Here is a 16,851-nt window from a genome sequence, read left to right on the forward strand (position 1 = left end):
CATTGCTCGTCGCCGGTCCGGGTCCCGAATCAAGTTCGGGATGACGGAATTTGTCCCGTTAGGCTGCAGTTAAAGCGATATGCCGTCGCATATGGTGATCGACGCTGCCGAACTCGCCTTCGATGATCGACAGGCGCTTGAAATAGCTGCCCACTGCCAGTTCGTCGGTCATGCCCATGCCGCCATGGGTCTGGATCGCCGACTGGCCGATGAACCGCGCTGCCTGACCAATGCGTACCTTGGCAGCAGAGACGTTTTTCTTGCGCGTCGCGTCATCTTCGTCAAGCTTGATCGTGGCAAGATAGCACATCGAAACCGACTGCTCATATTCCATAAGCATGTCCGCCATCCGGTGCTGAAGCACCTGGAAGGAGCCGATCGGCACACCGAACTGCTTGCGCTGGCGCGAATAGTCGAGCGTGGTATCGTTGGTAACCTTCATCGCGCCAACCGCTTCGGCGCAAACCGCTGCAGTTGCTTCATCGACGACCTTCTCGATCAACGGAAGACCGTTGCCGGCGTCACCGATCAGGGCATCGCCGGAGACTTTGACATTTTCGAAATAGACTTCCGAAGCGCGGCGACCGTCGACCGTGGCGTAGTCGCGCGTGCTGACGCCCTGCGCTGCCTTGTCGACGATGAATAGCGAGACGCCGTCCTTGTCGGTCTGGCCGCCCGATGTGCGCGCGGTGACGACAAGATGCGTCGCCCAAGGCGCGCCAATGACGACAGCCTTGTGGCCATTGATGACATAATCGCCGCCATCGGCCTTGGCCGTGGTTTCGAGATTGGCCAGATCATAGCGACCGCGCGGTTCGGCATAGGCAAAAGCAAAGATCATCTCGCCGGAAATGATTCCGCCGATATATTCTTCGCGCTGTGCCGCGTTACCGCCATGTTTCAGAGCACCGCCTGCGCAAACCACGCTCGGGATGAACGGCTCGACCGCAAGGCCTTTGCCGAATTCTTCCATGATGATCATCGATTCGGTCGCGCCGCCAAAACCGCCGTCTTCTTCCGAAAATGGCGCGGCCAGCATGCCTAGCTCGGCGAGCTGCGCCCAGAGCTCCGGCCGCCAGCCGGATTCGCTGGCGATCACATTGCGCCGTGTATCAAAATCATATTGTTCACGGATCAGGCGCGAAATTCCGTCGCGCACCATATTTTGTTCGTCGGTAAAATCGAAATCCATATTGGTTCCCCTTTGTCGGTCCGGTTAAAGGCCGAGGATCATTTTGGTGATGATGTTGCGCTGGATCTCGTTGGACCCGCCGTAGATCGACGTCTTGCGCATGTTGAAATAGGTCGGTGCCGCATGATGGGCATAGTCCGGCCCGATCGGGAAGTCGTTCGACCCGTCATCCGGGAAGCTGCGGAAATCGGGCGCGCCATAATGGCCAACCGCTTCCAGTGTCAGCTCGGTCAGCCGCTGCTGGATTTCCGTACCCTTGACCTTGAGCAACGAACTCTCCGGCCCCGGACCCTTGCCAGCCTGTTCGCCTGCCAATGTTCTGAGTTCGGTGATTTCCAGAGCGGAAAGGTCAATCTCCAGCTGGCTGATCTTCTGGGCAAAACCCATATCCTCGATCAGCGGCTTGCCATCGAGCATCTCGGCAGTGGCAATTTCCTTGAGCTGTTCGACACCGCGCTTGGAGCGAGCGACGCCGGCAATGCCGGAGCGTTCATGCGCAAGCAGGAACTTGGCATAGGTCCAGCCCTTATTTTCTTCGCCAATCAAATTGGTCGCCGGCACACGGACATCGGTCAGCCACACTTCGTTGACTTCATGGCCGCCGTCGATCAGCTTGATCGGGCGCACTTCAATGCCGGGCGTCTTCATGTCGACGAGGATGAAGCTGATACCCATTTGCGGCTTCGGTGCATCCGGGTCGGTCCGGCAGAGGAAGAAACCCCAGTCGGCATGTTGCGCCAATGTGGTCCAGGTCTTCTGGCCGTTGAGGATATAATCGTCGCCATCGCGAACCGCAGTGGTTTTCAGCGAGGCCAGATCAGAACCGGCACCAGGCTCGGAATAGCCCTGACACCACCATACTTCACCCGAGCGGATGCCCGGCAGATGCTGGGCTTTCTGTTCTTCGTTGCCGAATGTGTAGATCACCGGTGCAACCATCGCGACGCCGAACGGCAAAGGCATCACAGTGTTCTTCCGCGCATTTTCCTCACCCCAGATATAGCGCTGGGTCGGCGTCCAGTCGGTGCCGCCATATTCCTTCGGCCAGGCCGGAGTCGACCAGCCCTTCTTGCCGAGAATCTTATGCCAGGCGAGCAAATCCTCGCGGCCCATTTCGTCCTGCACACCGCGGGTCCCGATATCCTGCGGATAATTATTTTCAATAAATTCACGCACTTCGGCGCGAAAGGCCTTTTCTTCTTCGCTGAATTCTAGATTCATGGGAGCGCTCCTTGGTAAGAATTTGGCCGGACTATAAGCTGAAAACCGCCGGAAACAAGCAATTAACCGAGCAATTAAGCTGACGCTACGGCAATGCCGGATCGCCGCGATCCCGCGACCTATTCCTCGGCAGAAAATTTGTCCTTGCGTCGCCGGCCAAATCGCATGCTGCGCTCCAGCCGGGCGCGCAACGCGGTATAATAAGCCTCGAGAAAGATTCGCTCGTCACCGCTACCCGGTTCCCATCCGATTTTCTGACAGATAGACGCCGCAACCTTTTCCAGTGCGTCATCCTGATCGCTGCGCAAGACATTCTCCAGCGTCTGCAATTCATATTCGCCATAGACCGACAGGTCTGCATCGGAAAATTGATAGCGTGCCGTCGGCGCGGCCCCGTCGGGCGCTATCGCCGCCGAGGGCGCGACAATATCTCCGAGATTCTTTTTCACATTCTGGATCACCCAGGTCCCGGCGATCACGTCGCCACCGCGCAGCCGGTCCTTGTTGAACAGCGGAAAGAGCATGAACATCAGCACCCAGAGAAGCCCCGCCCAGGCGGTCAGATCAACCAGCGACCCACCGGCTTCAACCGAGCCCAGGAATGACAGAGGCAGAAACAGTTCAACGGTGCGGACGATATTGCGCGCGATAATCGCTTCTGCAGTCAGGCGACTGCCGTCCCGGCTCGCCACCCGGATACCGACAGCCCTTTTCCCCCAGGTGGCCGATTTGTGTCCCAGTTCGAAATAGATGAAATAGCCGTTCAACAGCAGAAAATTTGTTATAAAATACACAATGGTGATCAATCCCATTGGCCCATCCGAATCAGAAAAAGCCGCTCCCCCCATCACGAATAGAACCGCTAAGGCCTGGCATAAAAGAGCGACCAGAATGGCGATGAGTTGTATTATCACCAGATCCAGCAGCAGCGCTCCCGCCCTAGCCCCCGCTGCGGCGATCGTGACATTCAGCGCCACACCCTCCGGGGTGATCATGATCCGGTCCAGCTTCGGATTGGCGGAATGACGAATCCACGGTTCGACGGCTTTACTCCCGCTCATGCGTCTGGCCTCCGCCGTTCCCGGCCAAAGCCGATGAAATAGACCAGCCACAGCAATAACATGCCGCCGCCGACGCCAAAGCGAGCGGCGGTATTGTTGATCAGTTGACGGCCGAAGCCTTCGAGCAAACCGGCGCAGATCAGCATGACGATCACTCCGGCCATGACCAGAGCGGCCCGTTTGCCCGCATCGCTCGCCGCCTTTAGATGCGATTTGGTACCCGGAAAGGCGATCGAACGGCCGACATGAATTCCGGCGGCGCCAGCCAGCAAAATGGCAAACAGCTCGGTCGTTCCGTGGATCGAAAGCCAGCCGACAAAATCAATCGTCAGTTCGCGCTGGGCAAATACCCAGAGCATCGCGCCGAGCAGCGCCATATTGTGGATCAGCAGCAATATGCTGGGGATGGCAAAGGCAAAACCCAGCGCAAAGGCAAGCAGCGCGACCTGCGCATTGTTACTGAACAGAAAGGCGGCGAACACAGCGAGGCCGCCCTCATCCTGCGCGCCGAAAAGCGTCCCGCGCAGGGCTTCTTCGCTCGCCCCCGGAACCCGGGCATCCATGAAATTTCCCGGTACCAGCGCGTAGAACCAGTCACTGTCGCCTGCGACCAATATAAAGCCGATCACCGCGCCCGCGATCATCACCAGCAGGGCAACCCAGATATCAAATTGTATCGCCCGGACCGCCCGGCTCCAGCCACCGCCAAAAAAGCTGCTCAGCCAGCGCCCGAAACTGCTCTGCGTGCCATAGACCATGAAATAGGCGCGCAGAGCGAGTCCCTCGAGATAGTCAATCAGGCCGGCGTCGAGCGAATTTTCGCGGGCGATCGACAGACTGGACAGCAGCGTCCGGTAGAGCGTCGGCAGCGCCAGCACATCGTCATCCGACAGGCGGCGGGCCTTGCCCTTCTCCATTTTGGTGACAATGTCTTCCAGCCGGATCCAGTCCGCTTCCCGTTCCAGCCGGAAGCGGTCGCTGCGCAGAACCGCTGCGGTCAGGGCCTGTTCGCTGCTCACAGGCTGCCCCGCCTTTTGATGTTGAGATAGGCGTTGATCAGCCGTGTTCCGATATCCTGATGCGCGCCTTCGATGACATCAATGCCCATATGCCGGAGTTTCGTCAGCACCAGATTTTTCTGATCAAGGAGATTTTGCGCCATCACCGCCCGCGCGACATCCTCCGCGCTTTCCGGCGGATTGTCGATAATTCCGGTCAGTTCCCGGTCCTGCAATATCACGAACAGCACCAGATGCTTGTCGATCAGCCGCGCCGCCGCCTCCAGCATCAGATCAGCTGCGGTCGGGTCGGTGAAGTCGGTGAAAATGATGATCAGCGAGCGCCGCTGCAGCCGGCTCTGCAAGGTCGACAGCGCCAATGTATAATTGCTCTCCTGATGCCGGTAATCAATAGTTGCGGCTTCTTGCTGCAGCCTGAAGAAATTGCGGCTGCCCGAAAGGAAGGGCGTCGACAATTCGGGTTTCGCGGCAAAGCTGAACAGGCTGGTCCGGTCCCCTGCCTTCAGCGTGATATAGGCGGTCAGCAGCGCTGCCGACACCGCCCGGTCGATACGCGGCAGACCGTCAATCGGCTCGCACATGGCGGAACCGCAATCCAGCGCGAACACGATCTGGTTGTTTCGTTCGGCGTCATATTCCTTGGCCAGCAATTTGCTGTGCCGCGCCGATCCTTTCCAGTCGATACTGCGCCGGTCCATGCCCGGCTGATATTCTGACAGCGCTTCAAACTCGCTGCCTTCACCCCGGATTTTGCGGGCGAGCAGACCGAAGACGGAATCGCGCAGGAACATCTGGATGGTCGGACTGCGGATCGCCGCAATATTCGGCATCACCGCCACGCTCTGCGTGCTTTGTTTCTGGATCTGGCGCCAGGCCAGACCAAGCGGCCCCTTCCATCTCAGCCAGAGCCTGCCGATCTCACCGGTCCCGCGGCGGACAGGAACGATAGTGGCCTGACCGGAAAAGGCGCCATCTGCCAAAGCGTTGCGTTCCAGTGAAAAGGCAACCGCCCCGTCTTCCGCCAGGCGCTCGTCCAGTCCGAGATTGCCCGACAGGTTGCGCGGCTCGATCCTGCCGGAAAATTCCGCCGCCAGCGCCAGCTGCAGCGGAGCCCCGATTTCAGCGCTATTGGCCACCGCCAGCCGCACATCATTGACCTTGGCAGCGACCAGCCCGTCGAGCAGGAGCAGCAGCAACAGCATCAGTGCCCAGGCAGCACCAATTGCCCATAAACCCGGGACGATCGCCGCCAGAATAGCAGCGATCGGCGCGCCCAGCACAATGAGCCAGATAGCCCGTCCGGTCGGGTAGAAATTCAACGGGGCGCTTCCGTCCGTTCAACCAGCCCGGAGATAATGCTATCGATCTGGCGGCCTTCAATCTCGGCGGCCGGAGACAATATCGTCCGGTGGCGCAACACCGAAGGGGCCAGCGCCTTCACATCATCGGGAATGACATAGTCGCGGCCGGAGATTGCCGCCCGGGCGCGGGCGGCATGGGCCAGCATGATCGCGGCGCGCGGACTGGCGCCATTTTCCAGATCAGACGTTTCACGGGTCGCCCGGATCAGCCGCACCACATAGTCGACGACATCCTCGACCAGCTTCACAGACTGCACGGCTTCCGTCGCCGCCGTCAGCGTCGCGCTATCGACCTGTTGTTCGATACCGAAGTCCTTCGCCACCGGCGCGCCGATCCGCGCGCCATATTGGCTGACGATCTTTTTCTCTTCCTCCACATCGGGATATTCGATCAGCAGCTTGAACAGGAACCGGTCGAGCTGGGCCTCGGGCAGCGGATAGACGCCCTGCTGCTCGATCGGATTCTGGGTGGCGACCACCATGAAGCGTGAACTGAGCGCATGAGTCTGACCATCAATCGTCACCGACCGTTCCTGCATCGCCTCGAGCATCGCTGCCTGCGTCTTCGGCGGCGTCCGGTTGATTTCGTCGGCGAGCAGCAGATCACAGAAAATCGGGCCGCGGGTCAGGGTGAATTGGCTGGTCTGGAAATTGAACAGATTGGACCCGATAATGTCACCCGGCATCAGATCGGGAGTGAACTGGACGCGACCGAAATCGAGACCCAGCGTAGCCGCAAAACATTGCGCCAGGAAAGTCTTGGCCGTGCCCGGTGGTCCTTCGAGCAGCACATGGCCGGACGAGAATAACGCGATGAGCAGATGATCGACAATCTCTTCCTGCCCGATAATCGCCTTGGCCACCTGTCCGCGGATATTGTCCGCCAGCATCTTCAGTTCGTCGATGTTCATCCGATAAATTCCTTTTTCCAGGCGTAGAGGGCCGCGGCCCCGTCGGCAATTTCTTGTGGTTTGCTGGCGCGAACGAGCTGGTGGAACAGGGCGGAGAAACGGTTGCCTTCGCTCTCCCCCAGTTCATCCAGCTTGTCGTGGATTTCCTGTTCACTGGCCAGCGGGCTGATCCCGACCGCCTCCGCCGATTGCGCGCGGATCATTTCGGCATAGCGGTCCGTCACCAGATATTCGCGCTGCATCCGGCTGATAAACGCGGCGCTGTTGTTGACCAGCGCGGCTTTGCCGAAGTCCAGACTGCGTTTCTCCCTGATCGGCGGTCCGAAGCGGTTGAAGACCATCCACGCCGCAGCCAGTGCCGCTGTGATCAGGCAGAGGGTGGCCGAAAGAAACGGTGGTTTGAACGCCAGCGTCAGCAAATTTGTCGCGCTACCCAGACCGTTGAAGGTCAGATCGAATGTCACGCCACCATCACTGGCCGCCGAAGCCGCCTTGATCAGCGCAACGGCATGGCGCGCGGTCGACTTGTCGGCCATGCCCGCATTGTTGAGCAGATCGGCATCGGCGACGATCACCACCGGATAAAAGTCCTCGTCTATCTCGTCTTCATCGGTGATGTGCGATTCATCGAGTCTGTCCAGCCGCGCATAGACGCCGCCATCATCGAGATAGGCGACCAGCGCGCCCTTGGACGGCCCCCGCACGATCGTGCGGATGAAATCACCCTTGATCGTGACCGGATGTTCGGGTGTTTTCACGGACCCGCCGACCGCCGAAACCAGGAGGTCGCCGGGACGGGCCTTGTCATCAACCGAGATGCTGACATCGGCCAGATCCTTCAGCATTTCCTCGCCCGGATCCCCGCCCCACAGATCTCCGCGCAACATCCAGCCCTTTTTCAGCTTCTCGCTTTTGCCGACCTGCCATTTCGGCAAAATGATCATCGTCGGTCCGACATAGGAACGCTGCTGGACCACAGCGTCAATTTCTTCGGTGGGTGTAAACGGTCCGGGCGTCAGAATAAGCAGCCCCTCGTCATCCATGCCCGCCGGGGAGCGCGAATATTGCACCGACACGCCGGTTTTTTCGAGTAGACTGGCCAACGCCTTGTAGCCGACAATGCTGTTGGACGCGCCGTGCGCATCGCCGTTCTTGCCCGATGCCAAAGGGTCGCCCATGCCCAGTCCGTACAACAGGGCGATAAAAGCCGTGAAGCTGACCGCGAACATGACCATGATGGTCGTGCGCTGAAAGGGATTGGCCTGGACGCTCATCCGTTCGCCGCCACCCGCCAGGTTTCCCTGAGCGCAAAATCGGCATAGGCGTCGCGCGATTCCTGCCAGCCTTTCTCGTCGATCGGCAAAGCGGCGAACAGCCCGCGTTCGACCTGGCCGGCGATCACCGCAAACATCGCGCGCGAGGCGTCCGGCAGGCTGTCAAAACGCCCGATCTCGCGCGACGTGCTGGATGGTCGCAGCAGGTCCGGGCGATGTTTTTCGATATCGGCAATGCTGCGGTGGAGCAGCAAGCGGACCGCCTGGTCAAATTGTCCGATGGCGGCCAGCGCCTCTGCCTCCGCCAGCAACTCGCGGGCGGCCCCCTGAGCGGGCTGCCAGATTTCTTCGGCCACGGGCTTTCGCCGGCGCCATTGCTCGACATAGGGTGCCATTATCACCCAGACCAAAGTCAGTACGCCCGCGGCCAGCGCGAGCAGCAACAATATCCGTAATATTGGCCATGCCGCCGCAAATGCTTCCATCACGGGCATGAGCGCTTCGCCCAGCCATTTAAGGAAATCCAGCCACCATTGTGGCCAGACCGGCGGCTGGGGTGCAGGGGTCGGTGTGAACTGGACATTCGCATCGGCGCGGACGTCATCCCAGGCAAGGTCGAAAGAAGCGGTGTTATTGTCACCCTGTACTTGTGCGTCCGTTGCCACAATGAAGATGTCGCAGAAACAAACGGATCGAGCAAGTGCCAAGATGGTTGTTTTGTTAAGCTTTACCTCCCGTGCAATTTGTGACAACTTGATCTGACAACGACAAGAGGGGGATATGAGATGGCCGACACAGCAGAGCATCTGGATATTGGACGGGTCCTGAATAACACATTTGGTGTTATCATGCGCAATCCGCTGATTTTTCTTGGCCTGTCATTCCTGATTGTCGCTCTGCCACAGGCCCTTGTTCAACTGGCCACCGGCGCGTCAACCGCAAGCAGCGATCCGGACGCGATGATGGCGATGTTCAGTTCCCCGTCCATGATTGCCGCAGCCGCAGGTGGCTGGCTGCTGGTCATGATATTATCGGTTTTGCTGCAGGCCACGTTCATTATCGCCACGGTCAAGGACCTCAATGGACAACCGGTCAGCCTGGGCGAATGCGTCGGTCACGCTGTCGGCAAATTATTGCCTTTGATCGGCCTCGGCATAGTGATGACATTGGGCATAATGGCTGGCATGATATTGCTGATAATACCGGGCCTTATTCTGGCTCTGATGTGGATTGTAGCCTCGCCCGTCATGATGGCCGAAGACAAGGGGATCATCGATTCCCTGAAGCGCAGTGCGGAATTGACCAAAGGGTCCAAGCGCTGGATCGTGCTGCTGTTCGTGGTTTACATCATACTCTCGATGATATTGGGAATGCTCATGATACCGTTCGTCTTGGCCGGCCCCATAGCCATCATGCTCGTCGGGCTGGTCATCAATACGCTTACCGCCGCCATACAGGGTACAGGGATTGCTGCAGTCTATGTCGATCTTCGCATAGTGAAAGAGGGTGGCAATACCGACGCACTGGCCGACGTATTCGCCTGACTTGCAATCATCGGGTGGTGTCAGCCAACAGGCGTGTTGGCATATGCGGCCTATCTGCCTATAGGTTGCATATTGCCATTCAATCATCCGGGTGAAATTTGCATGATCAAGCTGAACGTCAACGGTCAGACCAAAGAGGTCGATGCCGACCCGGCGACGCCGATATTGTGGGTCGTGCGCGAGAATCTGAAAATGCCCGGCACCAAATTTGGCTGCGGCATTGCCCAGTGCGGGGCTTGCACGGTGCATCTCGATGGCCAACCGGTGCGCAGTTGTTCGACGCCGGTTTCCGCAGCCGAGGGCAAATCAATCACAACCATTGAAGGCATCGCCAGCGAAGACGGCACCCTGCACAAGGTCCAGCAGGCCTGGATCGAAGCACAGGTCCCGCAATGCGGCTATTGCCAGTCCGGCCAGATCATGTCGGCAACAGCATTGCTGCAAAACAACCCCAATCCGAGTGACGCGCAGATCGACGCCGCAATGGCCGGTAATGTCTGCCGCTGTGGGATGTATGGCCGGATACGCAAGGCAATCAAGGCTGCCGCGGGCATCGAACAAGCCGCGAAAGTGGAGGCTTAGATCATGGGCAAATGGTCAAGACGCGCTTTCATCGGCGCCGGTGTGGCAGCTGGCGGCGCTCTGGTTGTCGGCGTTGCCGTCCGTCAGGGCAATCCGATAGACAAGCTGAGTCCGCTACTCACCAATGGCGAGAATGAACAGCTGCTCAATGCCTGGGTCAAGGTCGATACCGATAATATTGTCACCGCCGTCATCCCGCATGTCGAAATGGGGCAGGGTGTCTATACCGCGCTCGCCCAGATGCTGGCGGACGAGATGGATGCCGACTGGAACAAGGTGCAGATCCTCGAAGCACCGGCCGACAAACAATATGTATCCGATTCTATCGGTCGCGATTTCCTGTTTCCCGATCTCGAAGTCCCGGCACTGTTCGAACCCACCGTCGCGGGCGGCATATTGGAACTGGCACAAGCAATGGGTCTGCAATTTACCGGCGGCAGCTATTCGGTGCGCGCCACCGGCCAGCGTGCGATGCGCACCGCTGGCGCTGCTGCCCGCGAAATGCTGGTGGAAGCAGCCGCGAGCGAATGGCAAGTCCCGACGAGCGAAATCACTACGGCGGACAGCATGATTTCGCACGCCAAGAGCGGCAAGTCCGAACCCTTTGCGAAATTCGCCCGTGCCGCAGCGGAGCAAAGCCTGCCGGCCAAGCCGAAGCTCAAATCGCCGAAAGATTACAAAATCATGGGCCAGCCAAAGGCCCGCCACGATATTCCGGCAAAGGTCGATGGCAGCGCGGTTTTCGGCATTGACGCCGAGGTCCCGGGGATGAAATATGCAGCGGTCAAGGCCGCTCCTGTCGTCGGCGCTACGGTTGAATCCATGGATGCAACAACCGCCAAAACCATGCCCGGTGTGCTGCAGATCCTCAACATGGGCGATTTTGTTGCGGTGGTTGCCGATGGCTATTGGCAGGCACAGCAGGCGCTGAACACGATTGAGGCCCGATATAGCAAGACCGAAGGCGACAGCCTTGATCACAACGCTATCTTCGCCCGTTACGCCACCTATCTCGACGAAGCCGGTGAAGACGGCGGCGATATGCAGACCGAAGCGGGCGATGTCACCAAGGGTTTTGCCGGTGCGGCGACCAAGGTCGAAGCCGAATATAAAGTGCCTTTCCTCGCCCATGCGACGATGGAGCCGATGAACTGCACCGCATGGGTCCGCGATGGCAAATGCGATGTGTGGTCGGGCCATCAGGCGCCGGTCAATGCGCGCCAGGCCGCTGCCGATGCCGCCGGGCTCGCGTTCGAGGATGTAACTTACCACAACGCCTATCTCGGCGGCGGCTTTGGTCGCCGTTCAACGAGTGACTATATCACCATGGCGACGCGGATCGCCAGCGCCACCGGCTATCCGGTCAAGATGATCTGGTCGCGCGAAGAAGACACCGCGCAGGACCATTACCGGCCTTCGGCAACCAGTCGTTTCCGGGGCGGGCTCGACAAGGATGGCAAAGCCGTCAGTTGGGACAATATCCACACCCATTTGTTTGATCCCGCAGACGCGCCAACCATCCCTTATTACAACATTGCCAGTCACAAGATTCGCAAGGTCGACGTGCCGATGCATCTGCGCTTCGGACCCTGGCGTTCGGTCGACCACAGCCAGCACGGCTTCTTCATCGAATCCTTTGTCGATGAAATGGCCCATGCCGCCGGCAAGGATGGCTATGCTTTCCGCCGCGACCTGCTGGCGGAATCATCGCGTCACTTGAAGGTGCTCGAGACCGCCGCGAAAATGTCCGGCTGGGGCAGCGCGCTGCCTGAAAAACACGGTCGGGGGATTGCCTTTGTGCCGTCCTTCGGGTCGATCGTCGCGCAAGTCGCCGAAGTCGATATGAGCGGACCCAAGCCGAAGGTGACAAAAGTCTATGTCGCCGCCGATCCCGGCTTTGTCATCAATCCCGACGGCTTTACCGCGCAGATGGAAAGCGCGATTGTCTATGGCCTGACCGCAGCGCTCTATGGCGAGATCACGGTCAAGGACGGCGCGGTCCAGCAAAGCAATTTCCACGACTATCCGATGCTGCGGATCGACGAGATGCCGGAGGTCGAAGTAGAATTGATCAATGGGGATCACGAGCGTCTGGGCGGTGGTGGTGAACCCGGCCTGCCGCCGATTGCCCCCGCTGTCACCAATGCGATTTTCGCTGCCACCGGTACGCGAATTCGCGAACTGCCTTTGTCCAAACACAGCTTTGCCTGATCGGAGTCAAGACATGACCACAGCGCGAACCCTTGCCTGCCTTTCCGTTTTTCTTCTCGCCGCCTGTGGTGCGGATCCGGCACCGGGGCCGGTGGAGCAAATCATCGTTCGCGAACCCGGAGCGGCACCAGCCGTCGCCGTTGCTGCCGCAGAGACCAATGCGGACGCTCCAGCCAGCGCGCTGCTCGCCGATGGAAAAGCTGCCTTCGCCAATTGCTCCGCCTGCCACAGCCTGGAACAGGGCGCGCCCAATGGCGCTGGTCCCAATCTCTTCGGGATTGTCGGGGCCGCGGCAGCAGCAGTCCCCGGTTTTGCCTATTCAGACGCCTTGAAGGCCTCTGGCATTACCTGGACAGCCGCAGAGCTGGATAGTTTCATCGCCAATCCGGCGGCAAAAGTTCCGGGCACGACAATGGTTGCCGGAGCAATCGCAGACTCGGCCAAACGCCAGGCAGTCATCGCCTATATCGAAAGCGCCAACGTCAATTGAGCGAACATTCCGGCATCATGCTGGCATTGCTGGCGGCCGGACAATCCCGCAGATTCGGCGATCGGGACAAGCTGGCCGCATTGCTTGGCGACAAGATGCTCGGCCTGCACGCAGCCGGGACAGGCGCGGGCATCCCGTTCTCGCAAAAACTGGTGATCGGTTCCCCTGTGCATCCCTGCGCGGCGCAATGGAGTGATCTGGGATATCGTGTGATCACCAATGAAAACGCCGCCCAAGGTCAGGCGACCTCCGTCCGGCTTGCCGCTGCGCACGCCATCGAGACCGGCGCAACAGCGCTGTGCATCATGCTGGCCGACATGCCGTTCGTCACGCGCGGCCATCTCGACAAGTTGATCGAGGCCTTTGAACAATCGGGTAATAAAAGCACGGTCGCCTCCTCCCGCGGCGGACAAGCAATGCCGCCAGCGATTTTCCCGTCCGGTGCGCTGAAAAGGCTGTTGGAACTGGAAGGGGATGCTGGCGCTCGCAGGCTGCTGATGGATGCCCATCTGGTGGCGGGCGATGATCACATGCTTATGGATATTGATACCGAGGACGACCTGGCTCGGGCGAATCTGACATTCGATAAAATCGGCTAGTTATTCACCGAAAAGCGCAGCGGGCTCGGCCAGAAAGACATCCTCTCTCGCCTCCAGTCCTTTTAAGATCTTATATTTATGCGCCGCGCCAAACAGGATCAGAATACGTTTTTCCTGCCCCGAGACCGCATCCAGAGCGGCATTGATATGGGCCAGATGGGCAGCATTGATCGCGCGCCATCCGCCAGCCCCGAGATCGTCACCGAACAGGCGCTCATAAGTTTCCTGGCGGGCTTTGACCGCCTCGTCATAGGCGCTGGAATGGAGGAAAGCGGGGTCATCCGAGCGGCCCGAGACAGCCTTGTTATAGCGCCGGATGGCCGCCTGATATTCTGACCAGTCATCTGCGCGCGCAGGATCCTTTTCAAGCCGCTTTTCCATTGCGCGCCGTTCGGCAGCAATGTCCGGTGTCCAGGCAGCGACCGGAATCATCTCGAATCCCAAGTCCTTGCGCAACGGAAAAACAACATCGGTCAATTCCGGAAAATCATCGGCCCTGCTTTCCTGTACTTGACCAAATTGATCAAAGTTCGCGGAAGCCTTCTCGTAACTTTCGGGTGGCAGTTCCACCATCACGACATCCGGATCAAATTTGACAATGACCTGTCGCAGCACCTCTAGCGAGTAACGCTCGCTACTGCGATGCTGGCCGTGAATGGCTCCAACGATGGAAATTATGGTTGCGCCTTCGGGAGGGGATGCAACTGTCTGGGGCGCACAGCTCGTAAGACCAATAAAGAGAGTGGAAAGGCAGGCCGCAAGAGCCTTCATTCGCGATCCAGTCTCCGTCCCAGTTTCACGAAAAATACGATCAGGAAGGGCACCAGCAGGAAGGACAATACCACTTTGGCCGACCCCTGACCGAGCAGCAATTGTCCGATTGGCCGTTCGCCGTAAAAGGCAATGGTGATAAAAATAAGCGTATCGACAATCTGCGACAGGGCGCTGGCAATGGCGGCGCGCAATGCGAGCATCGCGCCCTTCATATTGGCGAGGCGGGAGAAAATATAGACGTTTAGAAATTGCGACACGCCATAAGCGATAATGCCGGCAAACATCAGCCGAGCGCCCTGCGACAATATGATCGGAAAGGCTTCTTTCGCCGGTTCATACATGCCCGGATCGGTCGGCAGCGCCAATACGATCTGGATTAGGATGATCGCGGTGATCAGCGGAATGAAGCCGAAGCGGACCAGCCGGTTGGCGACATCCCGGCCATGCAGCTCGGCGACCGAGCTGGACAGGACCACAAGCAGCAGGAAAGGGAAAATGCCGGATTCTACCGCCAAGGGCCCGATCGCCACCTGTTTCGCGCCCAATATTCCGGCAATGCAGGTCATTCCGCCGTAGAGCACGGCAAATACGAATAGAGATCGCGGGATGAGGTTGGTTTTCGATGTTTCGGTCATCGCAATTGCCTAGCGCGAACGGCGGCGAAAAAAAAGAAATAGTCACAAGTGTGATTTTTTCTATAGGGGAAAGAATATCAAAAGCAGCAGATCGCGGCCTCTTGTGTCGCGCTATCGGGGGATAATTTGCAGAGACTGGCAGTATATTGCGGCGCCAATGCCGGGCAAGACCCGGCCTATGCCGAATCGACAATATTGCTCGGCAAGACCATGGCCGCGCGCAATGTCGAGCTGGTCTATGGCGGCGGCCGGCTCGGTCTGATGGGGATTATCGCCGACACCGTGCTCGCCGAGGGCGGCCGGGTCCATGGTGTAATTCCGGAGATGCTGAAGGATCTGGAAGTCGCGCATACCGGTGTCACGGAGCTGCACATCGTCAAGAATATGCACGATCGCAAAGCCAAGATGACCGATCTCACCGATGCCTTTGTCGCCTTGCCCGGCGGCGTCGGCACGATGGACGAATTGTTCGAGGCGTGGAGCTGGAACGCGCTCGGCTATCATAACAAGCCCTTCGCCATCTTGAATATCGGCGGCTACTGGGATTCGCTGATCGATTTTCTCGACAAAATGTCGGAACAGGGATTCGTCTCCGCCGAACGGCGCAAACATCTGATCGTCTCCGACAATATCGACGACTGCCTCGACCGGCTCGCCGCCGCCTGCAATACAGAGACTGGCAGCTTTACGTGGTGAGTCGGATCCGAACCGCAAAATTGACTGGAAGAGTCCGATGATACCGATCCTGACAAGCCTTGCCGGCATGGCATTGATCCTGCTGATCGCCTTCGGCCTGTCGACCGGGCGAAAAAATATACGTTTCCGCGTGGTCGGCGCCGCTTTCGCCCTGCAGGCCGGGATTGCCGTGATCGTACTTTATATTCCTGCCGGGAAGCGGATCATCGAGGCAATGGCGTTCGGCGTATCCAATCTGCTCGGCTATGCCTCGGCCGGCACCAATTTCATCTTTGGCCCGCTCGCCGATCCGTCAATTGGCGGCAACAGTTTCGCGATTGCCGCGCTGCCCGTGATCATCTTCTTCTCGGCGCTGATTTCGATTCTCTATTATCTCGGAATCATGCAGTTCATCATCAAATGGGTCGGTGGCGGCATCCAGAAAATTACCGGCATTTCCAAGGTCGAATCGCTTTGTGCCGCCGCCAATATCTTCGTCGGCCAGTCGGAATCGCCATTGGTCATCCGCCCCTATCTCCCCAGCCTGACCCAGTCACAGCTGTTCACCGTGATGAGTGTCGGCATGGCCGGCGTCGCGGGTACGATCCTCGCCGCCTATGCCGCGATGGGTATCCGCATCGACTATCTGCTCGCCGCCGCTTTCATGTCGGCGCCCGGTGGGATATTGATGGCCAAGATCATCATGCCCGACAATCCCGAAGATCCCGCTCCGGAAGAGCTGCTTGTCGCGGTCGAATATGAAGACGAAAAACCCGCCAATATCATCATGGCCGCTGCGATGGGCGCCCAGACCGGTGTCAAACTGGCAGTGGCGGTCGGCGCGATGGTGCTGGCCTTTGTCGCTCTCGTCGCGATGGCCAATGGATTGCTCGGCGGCATTGGCGGCTGGTTCGGCATGCCGGATCTCAGCTTCCAGATGATCATCGGCTATATTTTTGCCCCGATCATGTTCCTGCTCGGTGTGCCCTGGAACGAAGCCCTCGGAGCTGGCGGCCTGTTCGGGACCAAAGTCGTTCTCAACGAATTTGTTGCGTTCATCGAACTGGGCAAGATCCAGGACGGTATCTCGCCGCTGACCAATGCCATCGTCATCTTCGCCCTGTGCGGTTTTGCCAATTTCAGCAGCATCGCCATCCAGCTTGCCGTCACCGGCGGCCTCGCACCCAACCAGCGCCCGGTCATCGCCCGGCTAGGCCTGCGCGCGCTGGCCGCTGGGTCGCTCGCCAATCTGATGAGCGCGGCGCTCGCCGGCATCCTGCTGTCGCTCGGCTGATTGATCCC

The 16,851-nt window shown here is 58.9% G+C and carries 17 protein-coding genes; 7 read left to right on the top strand and 10 right to left on the bottom strand.

Annotation, left to right across the window (positions count from 1 at the left end; translation table 11 throughout):
* Positions 1-58: 58 nt before the first annotated feature.
* The 8 genes from ACWFTY_RS01660 to ACWFTY_RS01695 form a co-directional block, all read right to left on the bottom strand.
* Positions 59-1,192, bottom strand: a complete 1,134-nt coding sequence (locus tag ACWFTY_RS01660; RefSeq protein ID WP_447525668.1) for an acyl-CoA dehydrogenase family protein — start codon at positions 1,190-1,192, stop codon at positions 59-61.
* A gap of 24 nt (positions 1,193-1,216) precedes the next feature.
* Positions 1,217-2,413 carry an acyl-CoA dehydrogenase family protein gene (locus ACWFTY_RS01665; RefSeq protein WP_447525669.1) on the bottom strand — a complete coding sequence of 399 codons (1,197 nt, stop codon included), beginning with the start codon at positions 2,411-2,413 and terminating at the stop codon, positions 1,217-1,219.
* Between the two features lie 119 nt (positions 2,414-2,532).
* A complete protein-coding gene (locus ACWFTY_RS01670) occupies positions 2,533-3,474 on the bottom strand; it encodes an RDD family protein (protein ID WP_447525670.1) in 942 nt (313 codons plus the stop codon).
* Positions 3,471-4,493 (bottom strand): stage II sporulation protein M, encoded by a 1,023-nt coding sequence (locus tag ACWFTY_RS01675; protein WP_447525671.1) that lies wholly within the window; start codon positions 4,491-4,493, stop codon positions 3,471-3,473. The genes ACWFTY_RS01670 and ACWFTY_RS01675 overlap by 4 nt, the downstream gene beginning before the upstream one ends.
* Positions 4,490-5,812: a DUF58 domain-containing protein gene (locus ACWFTY_RS01680; protein WP_447525672.1), complete on the bottom strand. Its 1,323-nt coding sequence runs from the start codon at positions 5,810-5,812 to the stop codon at positions 4,490-4,492. The genes ACWFTY_RS01675 and ACWFTY_RS01680 overlap by 4 nt, the downstream gene beginning before the upstream one ends.
* Complete coding sequence (locus ACWFTY_RS01685; RefSeq protein ID WP_447525673.1) at positions 5,809-6,765, bottom strand: AAA family ATPase; 957 nt, start codon at positions 6,763-6,765, stop codon at positions 5,809-5,811. Before ACWFTY_RS01685 ends, ACWFTY_RS01680 begins: the two co-directional genes overlap by 4 nt.
* Positions 6,762-8,039 (bottom strand): DUF4350 domain-containing protein, encoded by a 1,278-nt coding sequence (locus tag ACWFTY_RS01690; RefSeq protein ID WP_447525674.1) that lies wholly within the window; start codon positions 8,037-8,039, stop codon positions 6,762-6,764. The genes ACWFTY_RS01685 and ACWFTY_RS01690 overlap by 4 nt, the downstream gene beginning before the upstream one ends.
* Complete coding sequence (locus tag ACWFTY_RS01695) at positions 8,036-8,704, bottom strand: hypothetical protein (protein WP_447525675.1); 669 nt, start codon at positions 8,702-8,704, stop codon at positions 8,036-8,038. Before ACWFTY_RS01695 ends, ACWFTY_RS01690 begins: the two co-directional genes overlap by 4 nt.
* A gap of 120 nt (positions 8,705-8,824) precedes the next feature.
* Between ACWFTY_RS01695 and ACWFTY_RS01700 the strand changes: the two genes are divergently transcribed.
* The 5 genes from ACWFTY_RS01700 to ACWFTY_RS01720 all read left to right on the top strand — a co-directional run bounded on the left by ACWFTY_RS01700 (position 8,825) and on the right by ACWFTY_RS01720 (position 13,465).
* The gene (locus ACWFTY_RS01700; RefSeq protein WP_447525676.1) at positions 8,825-9,583 is read left to right on the top strand and encodes a hypothetical protein; all 759 of its coding nucleotides are present in this window, start codon (positions 8,825-8,827) and stop codon (positions 9,581-9,583) included.
* Between the two features lie 102 nt (positions 9,584-9,685).
* Positions 9,686-10,165 (top strand): (2Fe-2S)-binding protein, encoded by a 480-nt coding sequence (locus tag ACWFTY_RS01705; RefSeq protein WP_447525677.1) that lies wholly within the window; start codon positions 9,686-9,688, stop codon positions 10,163-10,165.
* A 3-nt stretch (positions 10,166-10,168) separates the two neighbouring features.
* Positions 10,169-12,376 carry a molybdopterin cofactor-binding domain-containing protein gene (locus ACWFTY_RS01710; RefSeq protein ID WP_447525678.1) on the top strand — a complete coding sequence of 736 codons (2,208 nt, stop codon included), beginning with the start codon at positions 10,169-10,171 and terminating at the stop codon, positions 12,374-12,376.
* A gap of 13 nt (positions 12,377-12,389) precedes the next feature.
* Complete coding sequence (locus ACWFTY_RS01715) at positions 12,390-12,866, top strand: c-type cytochrome (RefSeq protein ID WP_447525679.1); 477 nt, start codon at positions 12,390-12,392, stop codon at positions 12,864-12,866.
* The gene (locus ACWFTY_RS01720; protein ID WP_447525680.1) at positions 12,863-13,465 is read left to right on the top strand and encodes a nucleotidyltransferase family protein; all 603 of its coding nucleotides are present in this window, start codon (positions 12,863-12,865) and stop codon (positions 13,463-13,465) included. Before ACWFTY_RS01715 ends, ACWFTY_RS01720 begins: the two co-directional genes overlap by 4 nt.
* Here ACWFTY_RS01720 and ACWFTY_RS01725 read toward each other — a convergent pair whose 3' ends face one another.
* Positions 13,466-14,236, bottom strand: a complete 771-nt coding sequence (locus tag ACWFTY_RS01725) for a hypothetical protein (protein ID WP_447525681.1) — start codon at positions 14,234-14,236, stop codon at positions 13,466-13,468.
* Entirely contained in the window at positions 14,233-14,874 is a 642-nt protein-coding gene (locus ACWFTY_RS01730; protein WP_447525682.1) for a queuosine precursor transporter, read from the bottom strand. Before ACWFTY_RS01730 ends, ACWFTY_RS01725 begins: the two co-directional genes overlap by 4 nt.
* A 126-nt stretch (positions 14,875-15,000) precedes the next feature.
* On the opposite strand from ACWFTY_RS01730, the gene ACWFTY_RS01735 reads away from it, so the two are divergent.
* Complete coding sequence (locus ACWFTY_RS01735) at positions 15,001-15,570, top strand: LOG family protein (RefSeq protein ID WP_447525683.1); 570 nt, start codon at positions 15,001-15,003, stop codon at positions 15,568-15,570.
* 37 nt (positions 15,571-15,607) lie between these two features.
* On the top strand, positions 15,608-16,843 hold the full coding sequence (locus tag ACWFTY_RS01740) for a NupC/NupG family nucleoside CNT transporter (protein ID WP_447525684.1): 1,236 nt from the start codon (positions 15,608-15,610) through the stop codon (positions 16,841-16,843).
* The last annotated feature ends 8 nt before the right edge of the window (positions 16,844-16,851 follow it).

It is taken from the genome of Parasphingorhabdus sp. NYA22 (genome assembly GCF_976973735.1).